The sequence below is a fragment of the Paenarthrobacter sp. NyZ202 genome, from assembly GCF_049860755.1.
Lineage (GTDB): Bacteria > Actinomycetota > Actinomycetes > Actinomycetales > Micrococcaceae > Arthrobacter.
The window spans coordinates 2246032-2262117 of the sequence record NZ_CP187556.1 but is presented as its reverse complement, the minus strand read 5'-3'; the positions used below and the strand labels follow the sequence as shown (position 1 = coordinate 2262117).

Below are 16086 nucleotides of genomic sequence, written 5' to 3'. Positions count from 1 at the left end.
TCAACAATCGTCAATCCCAATCGTCGACAATCGACGTGGTTTCCTTCCCTTTACGTCAGCGTCGACGCTATTGAGCACGAAGGAGATTCAGATGAGCACCACCCACGTGGCAGCCACTCTCATTGCCCCGGACCCCCGGAGCACGCGACAGGCAGACGCAGTTATCCAGTCCATCAGCCTGCCCGGCACCGGCTTGCCTGTCCTGGACCCCGCCACAGCCGAGACTATTGCCTACGTCGAAGACTGTGGCGTCCAGAATGCACTTCACGCTGTTGGAGTCGCCGACACCGCGGGGGCAAGCTGGGCCAGGAGCAGCCTTCGCCAGCGGGCAGACATACTGCACGCCTGGTACGAGATCCTTGTCTCGCGCACCGAGGATCTCGCGCACCTTATTTCACGCGAAATGGGCAAGCCGCTGGCCGAGGCTCGGGGCGAGGTCAGGTACGGCACCGACTTCGTCCGCTGGTACGCAGAAGAAGCGGTACGGCCGGCCGGGAACTTTCGGGACACCCCCGACGGCGGGGCAAGCCTGCTGACGCGGCGCTCTCCCGTTGGACTGGCGGTACTGATCACGCCATGGAATTTCCCCCTGGCCATGGCCACCCGGAAAATCGCGCCGGCATTGGCGGCAGGATGCCCTGTCGTCATCAAGCCTGCAGCCCTCACTCCCCTGACGACGCACTTTGCCGTCCAACTCGCCATTGAAGCAGGTGTGCCCGAAGGCTTGATCCAAGTCATCACGACATCCAATTCCAGGGCCTTCAGCGAAGCCGTCCTGCTCGATCCCAGAGTCCGGAAGGTTTCCTTTACAGGATCAACGCCCGTCGGCCGTCAACTCCTGCAGCTTGCTGCCCGGAACGTACTCCGCAGTTCCATGGAACTCGGCGGCAACGCACCCCTCATCGTTTTCAACGACGCAGACCTTGACCGCGCCCTGGAAGGCACTTTCGCCGCTAAGTTGCGCAACGGTGGACAGTCCTGCATAGGGGCAAACCGCATCTATGTCCAGGACGCAATAGCCGATGACTTTGCGGAAGCCCTGACCGAACGCTTTGCACAAGTCGCCGTAGGAAGCGGGCTTGGACAACAGACCGGCCTCGGCGCACTGATCGACAACCGGGCGGTAGCCCAGATGCAAGCCTACTCCGACAATGCGGTGAATCTGGGCGCCAGCCTGCTGACCGGCGGGCACGGCTACGACTCCCCTGGAAATTTCTTCGCCCCGACAGTCCTGGACCACGTGACCGAAGACTCCGAGGTTGCCCGGTCAGAAATTTTTGGTCCCATCGCCGCAATTCAGCGCTTCAGCACGGAGGACGAAGTGGTGACCCGTGCCAACGCTACGGAATTTGGCTTGGCCGGTTATGTCTTCACAGAGAACCTCGACCGGGCGTTAAACGTCGCGGACCGCCTTGAGACCGGAATTGTGGGAATCAACCAAGGGGTCCCGTCCGACGCCGGCGCCCCCTTCGGCGGCATCAAGCAGTCCGGCCTTGGCCGCGAAGGAAGTGCTGAAGGCCTCGAAGAGTATGAAAACATCCGCTTCTATAACGTAGCGCGGCGCGCCACATCCTAGCGTCTCTGACGCAATGAGACCGGCGCCCTTGGTGGCGCCGGTCTCCACTGTGCCCCGCCAGGGGCAGCGAATCCGCTGGACTCCACTGCAGGTACCAGGACAGCAACCCGACGTGGAAGAGCGAACGCCGCTGCAGGATGTCGAAGAATCGTTGACAATCTACGACTTGGCGCGTATTGTCGACAATCGACGGGGCGCGCTGAACAGAGACCCTGGCCCACAAGAAAATTCTCGTCGACAATCGACTAGATCTACAATTGGAGGAATCGTGGTATTCGAAAACAAGCCAAAATTCGTTACGTTCGACATGAACGGAACGCTCATAAAATTTGCGATCAACGATGCTACGCGCGACGTCTTGGGCGATCGACTGCCCGCAGAGGCATCGGACGAGTACTTGCGGCTTTGCAAGGCGTACCGGATCGATGAGTGCACCGGCGAGTACAAGCCATTCCACCAGATAGTCGCCGACTCCATGGCGCGCGCATCACGCAAGGTGGGCATTGAGTTCCGCGTCGAGGACGCCCACGAGGTCTACGACCGGATTCCCACGTGGGGTCCTTACCCCGGCGTCACCGAAGCGCTGAACCGCTTGGCAGAAGCTGTGCCCCTGGTCATCATCACCAACAGCGACACGGCGGTGGCCGAGCGCCTCGCCGCCAACCTCGAGGCCCCGTTCGAGGTCATCATTACCGCCGAGCAAATGGGCATGTACAAACCGCGGCTCGGTGCCTTCGAGTACATGTTCGACAAGCTTGGGGTCACCCCCGATGAGATCGTGCATGTCTCGGCCAGCCCCATGTACGACCACCGATCGGCAGCAATCTTGGGCATCGGGAAGAAGGTGTACGTCGACCGTGGCTTCGAGCACGACGAGCACTGGCTCGGCTATGAGCGGATCACCGATATCGCCGACCTTCCCGCCCTCTTTGGTCTACCACGTTCCGTTTCCTGAGCGACGGAAGCGAACAGGTGACTTACGGCAGGGCGGCGGGATCATGAGCCTTCCATTGCCTCAAACAGTCCGGGGCGGGACTGCTTCGGAAAGGTTGGCGAACCTGGGATTGGAGCTCCCAGTGCTGGCTGCCAATGCCTACTACGTAGACCACAACCAGGTGGGGGAAAGCATTCACATTTCGGGTCAGCTGCCATTTCGGGATGGTGAGCTGCTGTGCCAAGGCGTCGTCGGCCGGGATGTTGACCTGGAGACAGCCAAGGAGCTGGCCCGTCACGCCGCGTTGAATTGCCTCGCCGCTGCTGTCCAGGCCGTCGGCGACCTTGACAGGGTCCGCGTGGTGCAGATGCTGGTGTTCGTAGCCAGTCCGCCGGACTTTGGTTTGCAGTCCAAGGTTGCCGAAGGGGCGAGTGAATTGCTCATCGAGGTTCTCGGCGAAAAGGGACGCCACTCCCGCACCGCCATCGGAGTCGCCGGCCTGCCACTGAATACTCCTGTTGAGATCCAGATGGTCTGCACCGCCGCCTCTTAGGCGGGACCGGTTGTTCGGGACCCGCCGTCGCGGGCCCCGAACAACATCATTTCGAAGACCACAGAACGATCGGCTTCGAACCTTCACCAAAAGAATCATGAGGAGTAAGCGTGAACCGGCTTCAACGGGCACTGGCCGCACTGGCTGCCAGGATTGACACCCCCGCGCCCATCATTTTGGTCGACGTGATGCAGGACAATATTGACCGCATGCAGGCTTTCGCCAACAAGCGCAACCTCGAAGTGCGTCCGCACGTCAAGACACATAAGTGCGTCGAGATCGGCCGGCGCCAGGTCAAGGCAGGCGCCGTTGGCATTACCGCCGGCAATGTGGGCGAGGCAGAAGTCTTCGCAGCGGCAGGGTTTGAAGACATCTTCATTGCCTACCCGATCTGGCCTTCAGGGACCAAGGGAGCACGGCTCCGGAAGCTTGCCGTCACTACGCGGCTACGGGTCGGGGTCGACAACTTTTCGGCAATCAATGCCATCGCTGAGGCTATGGGTTCTGATGCCGGACGGCTGGAGGTCGTGGTTGAGGTTGATTGCGGTGCCCAACGTTCCGGTGCGCCCCCGGAGTCCGCCGGCGACCTCGCCGTCGCCGCCCGCGAGAGAGGCTTGGTACCAGTGGGCGTCTTCACCTACCCCGGCCATGGAAGCTCCGGCCCTGACGCCCGCAAGCGCGCCGCAATGGACCAGGAAGCAGCGCTGACCGCCGCCGTGCGCAGCTTCAGAGCCGTAGGCATCACTGCCACTGTGGTCAGCGCAGGCTCCACACCCACCATCGAATATGCCACTAGCAGCATCATTACCGAAATCCGGCCCGGTGAGTACGTTTTCAACGATTTGAACAACACCAGGCTTGGCGCCTGCGCCGAGGACCAAATAGCACTGTTCGTCGCCGGCACGGTCGTCAGTGATTGGGTTCCCGATCAAGTCATCCTCGATGTGGGCACCAAGGCATTGAGCCGGGAAGGCAACGCAGAAATCGGCTTCGGTGCAGTGCCCGGCACTCAGGCGATCCTGTCCAAACTCAACGAATATCACGGCTTCCTGCCGTTGCCCTCGGGTTTCCAACCCCCGATAGGCACAGTGCTGCCGGTCATCCCTAACCACGTTTGCCCCGTTGTGGTCAACTTCGAGGAATACATCATCACCGACAGTACGGGTTCCACCTGCGAACGCTGGGCCGTCGACGCCCGCGGCTTCCTCAACTAGGCACGGCGGACAGGAACGACTCGACGGCCTGTCCACAAATTCCCAACCAGGAGAATCAGACATGAGACTAAGCAAAGTTACGGCCCTGGTCACCGGCGCCAACAGCGGAATCGGGCAAGCGGTATGCTCACACTTCCGTCGCGAAGGAGCCCGCCTCATATTGACCGGCCGCAAGGCCCGGATTGACAGCGCACAACCAGACGACCTGTATGTCCCGGGAGACCTTAACGACGAAGACTTCGTCAAATGTCTCGCCCGCGAGGCTGCTGAAACGTACGGCACCGTCGACGTCGTCGTACTGAACCACGGCCTGCAGGTCAGCGGACCCCTGACAGGGATGTCCTACGAAGACGCCAGGAATGTGCTGCACAGCAACCTGTTGAGTTCATTCCTGGTGATGAAGCACTTTGCGCCGTTGATGCCGGCCACCGGAGGATCATTTGTCCTGGTCAGTTCGCGGCTCGGGATGGTGGGCAAGCCGGACGAAGTTCTGTACTCCGCAGCCAAGGGCGGCCTGATCATGCTCGCAAAGGGCGCAGCCATCGAGTGGGCTGAGCGAAACATCCGGGTGAACGTCGTCGCCCCCGGCCTCACGGCTACTCCCGTCATCGAAGCGTCATTCCAGCGAAGGGAGGATCCCGAGGCCTATCGACGCCACCGTGAAGGGCAGATTCCCCTCCAACGTCTGGCTGCTCCCAAGGAAGTGGCCGATGCGGTCCTCTTCCTCGCCTCTGCGGAATCCTCCTACGTTACCGGTGCCACGTTGCCCGTCGATGGCGGATATACCGCGTTCTAATGATCTTCCCCACACAACAAGGACCAAAAATGACAACCGTCGCGGCAAAACCCCGCAATGGGGACCTCGGCTTCTGGATGGCCGGACTCGAAAAGAACAGGCGCCCCTACCCCCGGTTTGCTGGGGAACAGTCTGTTGATCTGGCAATCGTGGGTGCCGGTTACACGGGGTTGTGGGCGGCATACTTCGCCAAGAAGCTCGACCCCTCCCTCTCGGTTGCGGTTTTCGAAGCAGAGCAAATCGGATATGGAGCCTCCGGCCGGAACGGCGGGTGGCTGTCAGCGATGCCCGCAGGAAACAGGGCCCGGTTTGCCCGCGCGTCAAAGGGCGGTATCGAGGCGAGCCGGGCATTGCAACGGGAGTTCGTTGCCGGCGTCGACGCCGTCCTGGAGATCCTGCGGGCGGAAGGCATCGACGCCGATCAACGCAAGAGCGGCGCGCTGGTTGCTGCCCACACGAAAGCCGGGCTTGGCAGGCTCGTGGCCAGACGGGACGCCGACTGGAAATACGGACTGACCGACGACGATGTCTACCTGATCGACCGTGAAGAGTTCCAGGAACAAATCAACATCTCCACTGTCTACGGGGGCCTCGTCTACAAGCACTGTGCCCGGCTTAACCCGGCAAAGCTGGTCCACGGATTAGCAGAAACCCTCACGTCCATGGGGGTCAGGATCTTCGAGGGCAGCCGGGTCGGCAGCATCAACGGAAATACACTGACACTGGACAACGGACGGGTGACCGCTGAAAAGACCTTTATCTGCACTGAAGGATACTCCGGACCACTCCTCGGCAGCAGGAGCCTGATACCCATCAACTCCTCGATGATTGTGACCAAGCCCCTCCCGGACGAAGCATGGCGACACATCGGCTGGAATGGACCGCAGTGCCTCAGCGACTCCGCGCACACGTTCATCTACTCCCAGAGAACAGCCGATGGCCGCATTGCCATCGGAGGCCGAGGCAAACCCTACCGGTATAACTCCGGGACGGGCGGTGCAGGTTCAACGGCCGGGTCCACCGTTGACCTGCTGTCCACCAAGCTTCGTACCTTCTTCCCCGGCATCGACTTCCAAGTCGACCACGCGTGGTCCGGGGTTCTCGGCGTAACCCGTGACTGGAACGGGGGCGTTCAATGGGACCAAGCATCAGGGATCGGTTCGTCAACCGGTTACGCCGGGCACGGCGTCACCGCGGCATACCTCGGCGGCAGGACACTGGTGGAGCTGGCATTCGAACAGAAAACGGAGCGAACATCACTTCCCTGGGTGGGATATCGCGCACCCAAATGGGAGCCCGAGCCCATTCGCTGGTTGGGAGTTCACGGTATGTACAGCCTCTTCGGTTTTGCCGACAAGTGGGAAGAACATCGGGGTTCAACCACAACGTCGCTCCTGGCAAAGTTCGGCAGCAGGCTGGCGGGCCTCCACGAATAACCGCGCCCAGGTATGAGGAACGTTGGACGATATAATCGACAATCGACAGAGAGGTGGCCTGATGGACAACAAATTCGCGTGGCACGAACAGCGCACCACCACGCCTGACGGCGTCTACCGTGTCCTGCGCACTGCCATCCTGGACGGGACGGTGCCTCCGGGGGAACAGTTGCGTGAGACCCACATCGCCGCCGACCTGGGTATCAGCCGCTCTCCGCTCCGTGAGGCATTGACACGCCTTGAAGAGGAGGGGCTGGTGGTGAAGGTTCCGTTCAAGGGATCGTTCGTTGTGGAGGTGAGCGCCCGTGACATCGCCGAAATCGCGTCGATTCGAATGCTCGTGGAGCCTTACGCCGCCGAACTCTCCGCCACAGAACTACGCGGGCCTGGGCGACTGAGGCTAAAGCAGACTATCGAGGAGCTTTATCGCGCCACCGATACCAACGATATTCCTGCGAGCATTGACGCCCACCTCCGTTTCCACAGGCTGTTTTATGAGTTCTCAGGGAACAAGACATTGCAAGCCCTGTGGAACGGCTGGGAGAACAAGCTGCGGCTCTATTTCGCCGCCGACCATCCAACTTACAACGACCTCCATGAACTCGCCGTTGAGCACGAAAGGCTCGCTGAGCATGCCCTCGAAGGAGACGTGGCAGCCTTTCGCCGGGAGATGGAGAAACAGTTCCATAACGCACTCCAAGGCGAAGAAAATACGGACCGCTCCTGAGTGGCTGCGGCCCGGGCCCTCCATGCGTATCAGCTAAGCGGCTCGGATTGAACGTAGGCCTTGGCATGTGAAGGCATTCGGTTTCCTCTCACTCAGAGGGTCGTCGTGGCGCCTTCCATGCCGGCTTTTCGCCAGCATGCGTGGTCCAAGCCGCTGACAGCCCTCCCCCGCCGACCGTCAGGAGCAACAGCCCGCCCACCAGGTTGAATGCACCGTTCGCGAAGACGCAAGTAGCGATACCTGTCATGGCAAGAAATACCATCACGGTCGTGAAGGCACGCACGTCACGCCAGCCTTAGTTGGAGGGGAAGTTGTAGGAGGCGCCGGAGGCGTGGTGGGTTTCGGGCCAGCGGGAGGTGATGACTTTGCCGCGGGTGTAGAAGGAGACGCCTTCGGGGCCGTAGATGTGCTTGTCGCCGAAGAGGGAGGCTTTCCAGCCGCCGAAGGAGTGGTAGGCCACCGGGACGGGCAGGGGCACGTTGATACCGATCATGCCCACGGTGACTGAGCGCTGGAACTTCCGTGCCGCGGCGCCGGAGGAGGTGAAGATCGCGGTGCCGTTGCCGTAGGGGTTGGAGTTGATCAGCTTGATGCCCTCTTCGAGCGTGTCCACGCGGACCACCACCAGGACGGGGCCGAAGATCTCCTCGGTGTAGGCGGTCATTTCGGTTTTGACGTGGTCGATCACGGTAGGGCCGACCCAGAAGCCTTCTTCGTGGCCCGGGACCACCAGGTGGCGGCCGTCCACCACCATGGCAGCACCGGCTTGCTCGGCTTCGGTAACGATCTTCACGATGCGTTCCTTGGAGGCCGGGGTGATCACCGGGCCCATTTCGGCGCCGGGTTCGGTGCCGTTGTTGACCTTCACGGCCAGGGCACGCTCTTGAACTTTCTTCACCAACAGATCGGCAGCGTCCCCGACCGCGACGGCGACCGAGATCGCCATGCACCGCTCCCCTGCCGAGCCGAACGCGGCAGCGGCGAGGTGGTCCGCGGCGTTGTCCAGGTCAGCGTCCGGGAGCACGATCGCGTGGTTCTTCGCCCCACCCAAGGCCTGGACACGCTTGCCGTGCTTGGTGGCGGTTTCGTGGACGTATTGGGCGATCGGGGTGGAACCGACAAAGCTGATGCCGTCCACGTCCGGGTGGGTCAGGAGGCCGTCGACGGTTTCCTTGCCGCCGTGCAGGACCTGGAACACACCATCGGGCAGGCCGGCTTCCTGCCAGAGCCTGGCCAGCAGCAGTGACGGGGACGGGTCCCGCTCGGAGGGCTTGAGGATGAACGCGTTACCGGTGGCGATCGCCATCGGGGCCATCCACAACGGCACCATCACGGGGAAGTTGAACGGGGTAATACCGGCCACCACACCGAGCGGTTCGCGGAAGGAGAACACGTCGATGCCGGTGGAAACCTGGTCCGAGTAATCACCCTTCAACAAAGAAGGAATGCCGCAGGCGAATTCGATCACTTCCAGGCCGCGGCCGATCTCGCCCTTGGCGTCGGAGAGGACCTTGCCGTGCTCGGCCGTGATCAGCTCAGCGAGTTCGTCCACGTGCGCTGCGACCAGTTCGCGGAACTTGAACAACACCGCGGTGCGCTTGGCCAGGGAAATGTCGCCCCAGGAATCAGCGGCTTTGCGGGCAGCGGCGACCGTGGTGTTCAGGTCGGCCTCGTTCGCCAGGCGCAGCTCGGCGGTGACCTGCCCGGTCGCAGGGTTATACACCGGCTGGGTCCGGTCACCCTCACCGGAGGACTCAGCACCGTTGATGAAATGGTTGATAGTGGTCAAAGTGGTCGTCGACATCGACAGTCTTTCGTGATGGCAGGCAGGGTGGGCGTCAGGCCGGCACAAAGCCGAGTTCCTTGTCCACTTGGTTAAGTAGCGGCTTACCGAGGCTGAACCGCTTGAGGTTCTCAACGAAGAGCTTTCCCAGGTCGTCCAGGTAGTTCTCCGTGTCACCGCTCATGTGTGGCGTGATGATGACGTTCTCAAAACTCCAGAGCGGGTGCCCGCCGGGAAGCGGTTCCGGGTGGACGACGTCCAGGGCGGCACCGGCAATGTCTCCGGCGGCCAGGGCACGGACCAGGGCATCTGTGTCCACCAACTCTCCGCGCCCTACGTTAATCAGGTGCGCACTTGGTTTCATGGCCGACAGCACCTCGGCAGAAATCAAGTGTTTGGTAGCCATAGTCAGCGGCGCGGCAAGAACCACGTAATCGAATGCGGGGACCACATCAGCCAGGTCAGCAGAGGAAAAGACGACGTCGAAGGCATCGTCTCCAGCGCGGTTGGTACGGGCTGCGCCGCTGACTTCCATGCCAACAGCACGCAAGAGTCTACCGATCTCCCGTCCGATGGACCCCGTTCCTACAACGAGCACGGACTGGCCCTCGATTTTCCTGGACGTCCGGTGCCGCCACCGCTCCCCCTGCTGGAGCCGGTAGGACCCGTGGGAGTCCTTGGCCAGATCCAGGACGAAACCCAGTGCAAACTCAGCGATGGCCCGGCTGAGGACGCCCCGGGAGTTTGTATAGACGACGTCGCTGGTCACCAGTTCGTCGAACATCAGTTGGCTCACCCCGGCAGCGGATACATGGACCCACTTAAGCGAGGACGCTGCGTGCCAGTTCTCCCGCAGCGCCGGCGAGAACGAATGCCACTGGTAAAGGACATCCGCCCCAACCATCGCTTCGGCCAGTCCCTCAGCGGTGGTGGGGCGCACGTCAGCCAGCTCGCGGACTTCATCCAGGCGGGGTGGCATTGCTTCCCGGTACAGAACAGCAACAACCGGTCGCTTGGGTGCCGGATCCCTGCTCATGATGATGACGACGCCGGTACTGCCGCGGGCGTGCTGGCGATTGCAGCGTCGAAGGACGGAACGGCATCAATGACGTCGATGGCTGCCAGGACCGCAGCCGTGAACTCGGAGGTGGAAGAGGTACCACCAACATCCCGGGTTCCCAGCCCTTCACGGAGGACCGACTCGAACGCCGCCTGCAGGTGCCTGGCTGCTTCCGGGTGGCCGAGGTGTTCCAGCATCATCGCCCCGGACCACATCTGGCCGACAGGATTCGCAAGTCCCATGCCCGCAATGTCCGGCGCTGAACCATGAACCGGCTCAAAGAGCGACGGGAAGTCGCCTTCCGGATTGAGGTTGGCGCTCGGAGCTACGCCTATGGACCCTGTCACGGCGCTGCCCAGGTCCGACAGGATGTCCCCGAGGAGGTTGGATGCCACGATTACGTCGTAAGTCCACGGCTTCAACACCAAGTGGGCGGCCAATGCGTCCACCAGTTCGCTGTTAAGGGTTACTTCCGGAAAGAGCCGTGCCGTCTCTTCAACAATCTCGTCCCAGAACGGCATGGTGTGGATGATGCCGTTGCTCTTGGTGGCGGAAGTCAGTCGTCGGCCCCGTGCGGAAGCCTGGGATGCCGCGTAGTGTGCTGCCCGGGAGACTCCCAGGCGGGTGAAAATCGTCTCCTGTACGGCGGTTTCGTGCGGCTGCCCGCGGTAGATGCGTCCGCCGATTTCCGAGTACTCCCCCTCATTGTTCTCACGCACAATGAGGATATCGATCGGTTCCTTCGACGCCAGCGGCGACTTCACGCCGTCGAGCGTTTTCACCGGACGCACGTTGATGTACTGCTGGAATTCACGGCGTATGGGGATCAACAGCCCCCACAGCGATTCCGCGTCGGAGACCTGCGGTGAGCCGACTGCGCCCAGGAAAATGGCATCATGCTGTGCAAGCTGCTCAAGGCCATCCTCAGGCATCATCCGGCCGTGGCGCAGGTAGTAGTCCGAACCCCAGTCGAAGTGCGTGAATTGCAGGTCCAGGGAATGAAGCCGGGCGATTCGTTCCAGGCACTCCAGCGCGGCGGGAACAACTTCCTTGCCAATCCCGTCACCGGCAATAACGGCAATTTTGTGGGTGGTCATACTGCTCCGATCGTGGTTGCAGCGAACTGCTGCCAGCCTGACGATGATTCAGGCAATTGGATGATGGTGTTCTTTGGTTCGGTCATTTCACGAACCGTATGCTTGACGCCTTCCCTTCCTACGCCGCTGCGCTTGAAGCCGCCGAAGGGCATCGAGTCGATCCGCACATCACTGGTCTCGTTAATAACCACTGATCCCACGTGGAGCTTTTCCGCTATCGCCAGGGCTTCGCTGAACGATTCTGTGAAAACCCCGGCTTGAAGCCCGAACTCGGTGTCGTTGGCCGCACGAACAGCATCCTGGACCTCGATGAATGGGAGAACGCTGACCACCGGGCCGAAGACTTCTTCCCGGATCACACGGCACGCGGACGGTACGTCCGTGAGGACAGTTGGCGCATAGTGCGCACCATGCCGGCGTCCGCCGACGTGGACGGTGGCACCAGCGGCCTTCGCCTCCTCCACCCAATCCTCGACGCGCCGCGCTTCTGCTTCGCTGATGAGGGGTCCGATATCTGTTGTGCGTTCCAGCTTCGGGCCGGACCGCAGCGCTTTGGTTCCGCGCACAACGTCATCAAGGACCCGGTCGAAGAGCGAAATGTGCACGTACACCCGCTGGACGGACAGGCAGTTCTGGCCAGCCACGCCGAAAGCCCCCGCCACGATCGCCTGCGCAGCTTCTCCTGCGTTCGCATCCGCGCAGACGATCGTGGCATTGTTGCCGCCAAGTTCCGAGAGGATTTTCTTGGCGCCGGCGGATGAAGCAATCCTGTCCGCCGTTTTTGGCCCTCCGGTGAAAGAGATCAAGTCCACCTGGGGGTCAGTCACAAGGGCCTCGGAAACGCCCGGGCCCGAAACGATTGCAGCCACCCGCCCGGCGGGTACTCCAGCGTCCAATAACAACTGAATGAAGGCCAGCCCTGTCAGGGGCGTTCGTCCGGAAGGTTTAAGCACGACGCCGTTGCCTCCGATGAGCGCCGGCCCCAGCTTATGCGCCACCAGGTTCAGCGGATCGTTGAACGGCGTGATGGCTGCAACGATTCCCACAGGCTTGCGGTTGTACCAACCAAGCTTTCCCGTGCCTGCCAAGCTGTCTTCGAAAGCCAGGGTCTCGCCCTGGAGCTCTACGGATGCAGCAGCGGAAAGCCGGAGCGTCTCGATGCAACGGAGGACCTCGCGTTCGGCTTCGTTGATGGTCTTGCTGCTTTCTGCAGCAATGATGGTGGCGAAGCGCACCGCCTGTCCGCGAAGCAATTCAGCCGCCTTTTCCAAAGACTCACGTCGCTGGCGCAGGGGCCAATCAACCTCCAGTAAGTGCCGGTGGATGTGGGCAACGGCGCGCCGCACGTCCTCCGGGGTGGACGAACATACGGTTCCCAGCAGGAGCCCGTCTTCAGGGTCCCGGACTTCGACGGTCATGTCCGTCGTTTGCCAGGTTCCTTCATGGAAGGCGCCTCCCTGCAGGTCTGCGACCTGTGTCCGCTGATAGGCGGTCTCTCCTGCGGATTTTGGCCGCAGCCCACCCACGGTTGTCTTTGTCGTCATCCGAAGCCTTACTGGTTGATACTTGCTGTGTTGCCTGAAGGGGGTTACTTCACGCGGTCGATGATCTTGGCTGCCGCGCCGATGAAGGGCAGGAACCACGGCGGGCCGAAGTGGCCCGGCACCGGGGGGTTCTTCAGGTCGCCCCAGACGTTCGCGGATTTGTCCCCTCCCATGTAATGCGCCATGCGCTTGCCCATGTGGGCCGCCATTTGGACACCGTGCCCGCTGTAGTTGAGCGAGTAGAACAGTCCATCGTGCTCCCCGGCGTGGACCATCTGGTCCATGGAAAGGTCCACCAGGCCGCCCCAGATGTAATCCACCTTTGCGTTGGACAGGTACGGGAAGAGTTCGAGCATGGCCTTGCGGAGAATTGTGGCACTCTTGACATCCGAGTCCGGGCTGGAAAGCGCGAACCTGGCACGGCCCCCGAAAAGAAGCCTGTTGTCCGGGGTGATCCGGAAGTAGTAGGTCAGCATCTTGCTGTCGGAAGCCATCCGGCGGTTCGGCAGGATCCGGTTGACCACGTCTTCGGGCAGCGGTTCGGTACAGATGATGAAGCTGCCAACAGGAATCACCCGGCGCTGCAGCCACGGGGTGACGTTGCCCGTGTAACCGCTGGTAGCAACGAGGACCTGCTTCGCCCGTGCGATGCCGCGCGTCGTATGCACGTCATGGACCGTGCCGTTGACCCGCTTGAGTTCGGTCACGCCCGCGTTCTCGCAGATCTGTGCGCCGGCGTTGGCTGCCGCGCCGGCCAGGCCGTGGGCGAACTTGCCCACGTGGAGTCCGGCTCCCAGGGGGTCCATCATGGCGCCCTGGTAGAAGTCGGTTCCGATCTCGCTGTGGATATCCGACTTCGGAATCAGCGTGACATGGTGGTCCACGAGCTTGGCCAGCAACTCCTGGGACTTCCTGAAGCCGTCGTTGTGCGACTCGTGGTAGGCCAGAGAGAGCTTGCCGAAGCGGTTGAAGTCGCAATCGATCGCGTAGTCATGGACCAGCTTCTCGATGCTGTCGATCGCGTCGTTGTACTCGCGGAAGTACTCCGCGGCACGGGCCTCGCCGTACCGCTTGACCGCGGAGCTGAAACCGATGGCGAGCCCGGTCGTGGCCATTCCACCGTTGCGACCGGATGCCCCCCAGCCCACGGTGTGGCGTTCGAAGACCGCGACGCTCGCGCCCTGCCGGGCGAACTCAAGCGCAGCGGACAAGCCTGTAAAGCCGGCACCGATAACCGCGACGTCGACGTTATCCGGCACGGGCGTGCTGCGGTAGTCACCGGAAGGCTCGGCTGTGTCCAGCCAGTAAGGGATGAGTTTCACGGGATGGCCTTTCGCCTCAGGGAATCAGGGTCAGAGACCGAGGTGCTTGTTGATCTCGTCGAGGGACTTCACGCTGAACATGTCGTAGCCCGTAGTGACAGGGTCATAGCCACGGTCGAGCAACACAAGGTTCCGGAAGCCCAGGTCGTGCATCGGATGCACGTCATAGCGGGTGTGCGAAGAAATGTGGAGGAAGTCCTCAGGCTTGGCGTTCAAGGTGTCCAGCATGTACTCGAAGGCCTGGTAGCGCGGCTTGTAGGCCTGTGCCTGCTCCGCGGTCAGCACTGCGTGGAATTCGGCGCCGAGCTTGGGGATGCTGATGTCCAGGAAGCTGTCATCCGCGTTGGAGAGAGCCACCAGCTTGTAGTTGTCGCCCATCAGCTTCAGCGGTGCCGGCACGTCATCGTGAGCAACCCAACCGCGCACGGCATCTGCAAACGCCGCCCCTGCACCTTCAGTGGGTCCGATTCCCCAACGCTTGCACACCCTGTCGAAGGAGTCCTGCAGGATCTGCTCGTACGGCTTGTAGTCACCAAGGACCTCGTCAAACCGGTAGCCACGGAACTGCCTCTTGAACTCCGGCCACTGCTCCTCGGAAATGCGACCATCCAGCAGTCGACGTGTAGTTGGATCGATGTCGAAGTTGATGAGCGTGCCGTAGACATCGAAGGAGATGTACTTCGGGCGGAAGTTGGTCTCTGCCATGGGAATTTCCGTTCATTCGGGAGGCGGGGCGGGTCTGCCCTGGATATGGACATGTTCAACGGGAGCGAACCAGACCGGGCTGGAGCGGCCACGGGGTTGCTGCCGGATATCTCGACTGTAGAAGCCCGAATTGTAAATTGTCAACAGTTTTAGGTGATCCCCGCGGATAGGGATCCCTTTGGGAGAATCGAAGAAAATCTCAGTGTGAATTGTTGACAATCTACCGTTTTGGAGGTTGCATTGCTCTTAGACGCAGGAGAGATCCGCATCACATTCACGCTCCGCCGAACATCGACGGGACCACATAATCCTCCTGGTGACTGTCAAATCCTCCCCCAGCTGAAACCCTCGAAGGGAAGCATCATGAAGACCATATTCAAAGCGCAGACTACGGCTGCAGGCATTGCCCTGCTGCTTGCTTTGAGCGCATGCGGAGGTGCCGCGAGCAGCGACTCGGCGGACACCAGCCAGACCAACAACACCAGTGACATCTCCGAGGGTGTCCAGCCTGACCAAGCCGCGGTGGCATTGTTGCCGCAGTCATACAGGGACAAGGGTGAGCTGACGGTCGCCATGGACCTTCACTACCCACCCACGACGTTCCTGGCCGAGGACAACAGCACGCCGATCGGCTTGAACCCGGACATCGCCAGGCTCATCGCCAAGAAGCTGGACTTGAAACTGAAGTTCGTGGACACGAAGTTCGACACGATTGTTCCCGGCCTGGACGGCGGACGTTTCGACTTCACCGCCACCACGATGTCCAAGACGGAAGAACGACTGAAGGTCCTGGACATGATCGACTACTTCAAGGCCGGCACGTCCGTTGTGGCAGCTTCGGGGAACCCGCTCAACCTCACCGTTGAGACGCTTTGCGGAAAGAACGTTGCAGTGACGCAGGGCTCCACCGGACAGCTCAAGCGCCTTCCGGCACTGAGCGAGCAGACCTGCACTTCCAAGGGTCAGCCGGCAATCAACGCCGTGACGCTTCCCAACGTCCAGGAAGCGCTCACACAGCTGCACTCCAAGCGCATCGACGGCATCCTCTACGACACAACCGCCCTCGGCTGGGCAGCCAAGCAGCAACCGGACGCCTTCACCATGATTGGTCGAGTCAACGTGGGCTCCAGCGACCTCACCGCCGTAGGCCTGAAAAAGGATTCCCCACTGACGCCCGCCCTTCAGGCAGCGATCCAGTCCGTCCTTGAAACCCAGGAATACAAGGAAGCTCTCGCAAACTGGGGCCTGGAATCAGGCGCCATCACCGACGCCAAACTGAACTAGCAGGTTCATCATGAAGCAAGCAACCCTTGACCGAAGCAAACAGACAATGAACGGA

Annotated in this window: 14 protein-coding genes; 8 read left to right on the top strand and 6 right to left on the bottom strand. The window is 61.4% G+C overall.

Features of this window, described 5'->3' with window-relative positions; genetic code table 11:
- The first annotated feature begins 91 nt into the window (after positions 1–91).
- The 7 genes from ACPFL9_RS10470 (at position 92) to ACPFL9_RS10440 (ending at position 7236) form a co-directional block, all read left to right on the top strand.
- Complete coding sequence (locus ACPFL9_RS10470; protein ID WP_426002496.1) at positions 92–1576, top strand: NAD-dependent succinate-semialdehyde dehydrogenase; 1485 nt, start codon at positions 92–94, stop codon at positions 1574–1576.
- 268 nt (positions 1577–1844) lie between these two features.
- On the top strand, positions 1845–2531 hold the full coding sequence (locus ACPFL9_RS10465) for a haloacid dehalogenase type II (RefSeq protein ID WP_426002495.1): 687 nt from the start codon (positions 1845–1847) through the stop codon (positions 2529–2531).
- A 121-nt stretch (positions 2532–2652) separates the two neighbouring features.
- Positions 2653–3063 carry a RidA family protein gene (locus tag ACPFL9_RS10460; protein WP_426002493.1) on the top strand — a complete coding sequence of 137 codons (411 nt, stop codon included), beginning with the start codon at positions 2653–2655 and terminating at the stop codon, positions 3061–3063.
- 110 nt (positions 3064–3173) lie between these two features.
- Positions 3174–4277: an alanine racemase gene (locus ACPFL9_RS10455; protein WP_426002492.1), complete on the top strand. Its 1104-nt coding sequence runs from the start codon at positions 3174–3176 to the stop codon at positions 4275–4277.
- A gap of 61 nt (positions 4278–4338) precedes the next feature.
- Entirely contained in the window at positions 4339–5073 is a 735-nt protein-coding gene (locus ACPFL9_RS10450; protein ID WP_426002490.1) for an SDR family NAD(P)-dependent oxidoreductase, read from the top strand.
- 29 nt (positions 5074–5102) lie between these two features.
- Positions 5103–6509 carry an NAD(P)/FAD-dependent oxidoreductase gene (locus tag ACPFL9_RS10445; protein WP_426007461.1) on the top strand — a complete coding sequence of 469 codons (1407 nt, stop codon included), beginning with the start codon at positions 5103–5105 and terminating at the stop codon, positions 6507–6509.
- 61 nt (positions 6510–6570) lie between these two features.
- Complete coding sequence (locus ACPFL9_RS10440; RefSeq protein WP_426007459.1) at positions 6571–7236, top strand: GntR family transcriptional regulator; 666 nt, start codon at positions 6571–6573, stop codon at positions 7234–7236.
- Positions 7237–7531: 295 nt separating this feature from the next.
- Here the strand turns inward: ACPFL9_RS10440 and ACPFL9_RS10435 are convergent, their stop codons facing one another.
- Genes ACPFL9_RS10435 through ACPFL9_RS10410 form a run of 6 tightly spaced genes read right to left on the bottom strand, consistent with a single transcriptional unit; the run spans position 7532 to position 14747 of the window.
- Positions 7532–9040 carry a CoA-acylating methylmalonate-semialdehyde dehydrogenase gene (locus ACPFL9_RS10435; RefSeq protein ID WP_426007458.1) on the bottom strand — a complete coding sequence of 503 codons (1509 nt, stop codon included), beginning with the start codon at positions 9038–9040 and terminating at the stop codon, positions 7532–7534.
- A gap of 34 nt (positions 9041–9074) precedes the next feature.
- Entirely contained in the window at positions 9075–10055 is a 981-nt protein-coding gene (locus ACPFL9_RS10430; RefSeq protein WP_426007457.1) for a D-2-hydroxyacid dehydrogenase, read from the bottom strand.
- Positions 10052–11176, bottom strand: coding sequence for a tartrate dehydrogenase (locus tag ACPFL9_RS10425; RefSeq protein WP_426007456.1), 1125 nt, complete (start codon positions 11174–11176; stop codon positions 10052–10054). The genes ACPFL9_RS10430 and ACPFL9_RS10425 overlap by 4 nt, the downstream gene beginning before the upstream one ends.
- Positions 11173–12720: an aldehyde dehydrogenase family protein gene (locus ACPFL9_RS10420; protein ID WP_426007455.1), complete on the bottom strand. Its 1548-nt coding sequence runs from the start codon at positions 12718–12720 to the stop codon at positions 11173–11175. The genes ACPFL9_RS10425 and ACPFL9_RS10420 overlap by 4 nt, the downstream gene beginning before the upstream one ends.
- 44 nt (positions 12721–12764) lie before the next feature.
- Positions 12765–14042, bottom strand: a complete 1278-nt coding sequence (locus ACPFL9_RS10415; RefSeq protein WP_426007454.1) for an NAD(P)/FAD-dependent oxidoreductase — start codon at positions 14040–14042, stop codon at positions 12765–12767.
- A 30-nt stretch (positions 14043–14072) separates the two neighbouring features.
- Positions 14073–14747 carry a haloacid dehalogenase type II gene (locus ACPFL9_RS10410; protein WP_426007453.1) on the bottom strand — a complete coding sequence of 225 codons (675 nt, stop codon included), beginning with the start codon at positions 14745–14747 and terminating at the stop codon, positions 14073–14075.
- Positions 14748–15110: 363 nt separating this feature from the next.
- Here ACPFL9_RS10410 and ACPFL9_RS10405 point away from each other — a divergent pair, with 363 nt between their 5' ends.
- Positions 15111–16031, top strand: coding sequence for an ABC transporter substrate-binding protein (locus ACPFL9_RS10405; RefSeq protein WP_426007452.1), 921 nt, complete (start codon positions 15111–15113; stop codon positions 16029–16031).
- Positions 16032–16086: the final 55 nt, after the last annotated feature.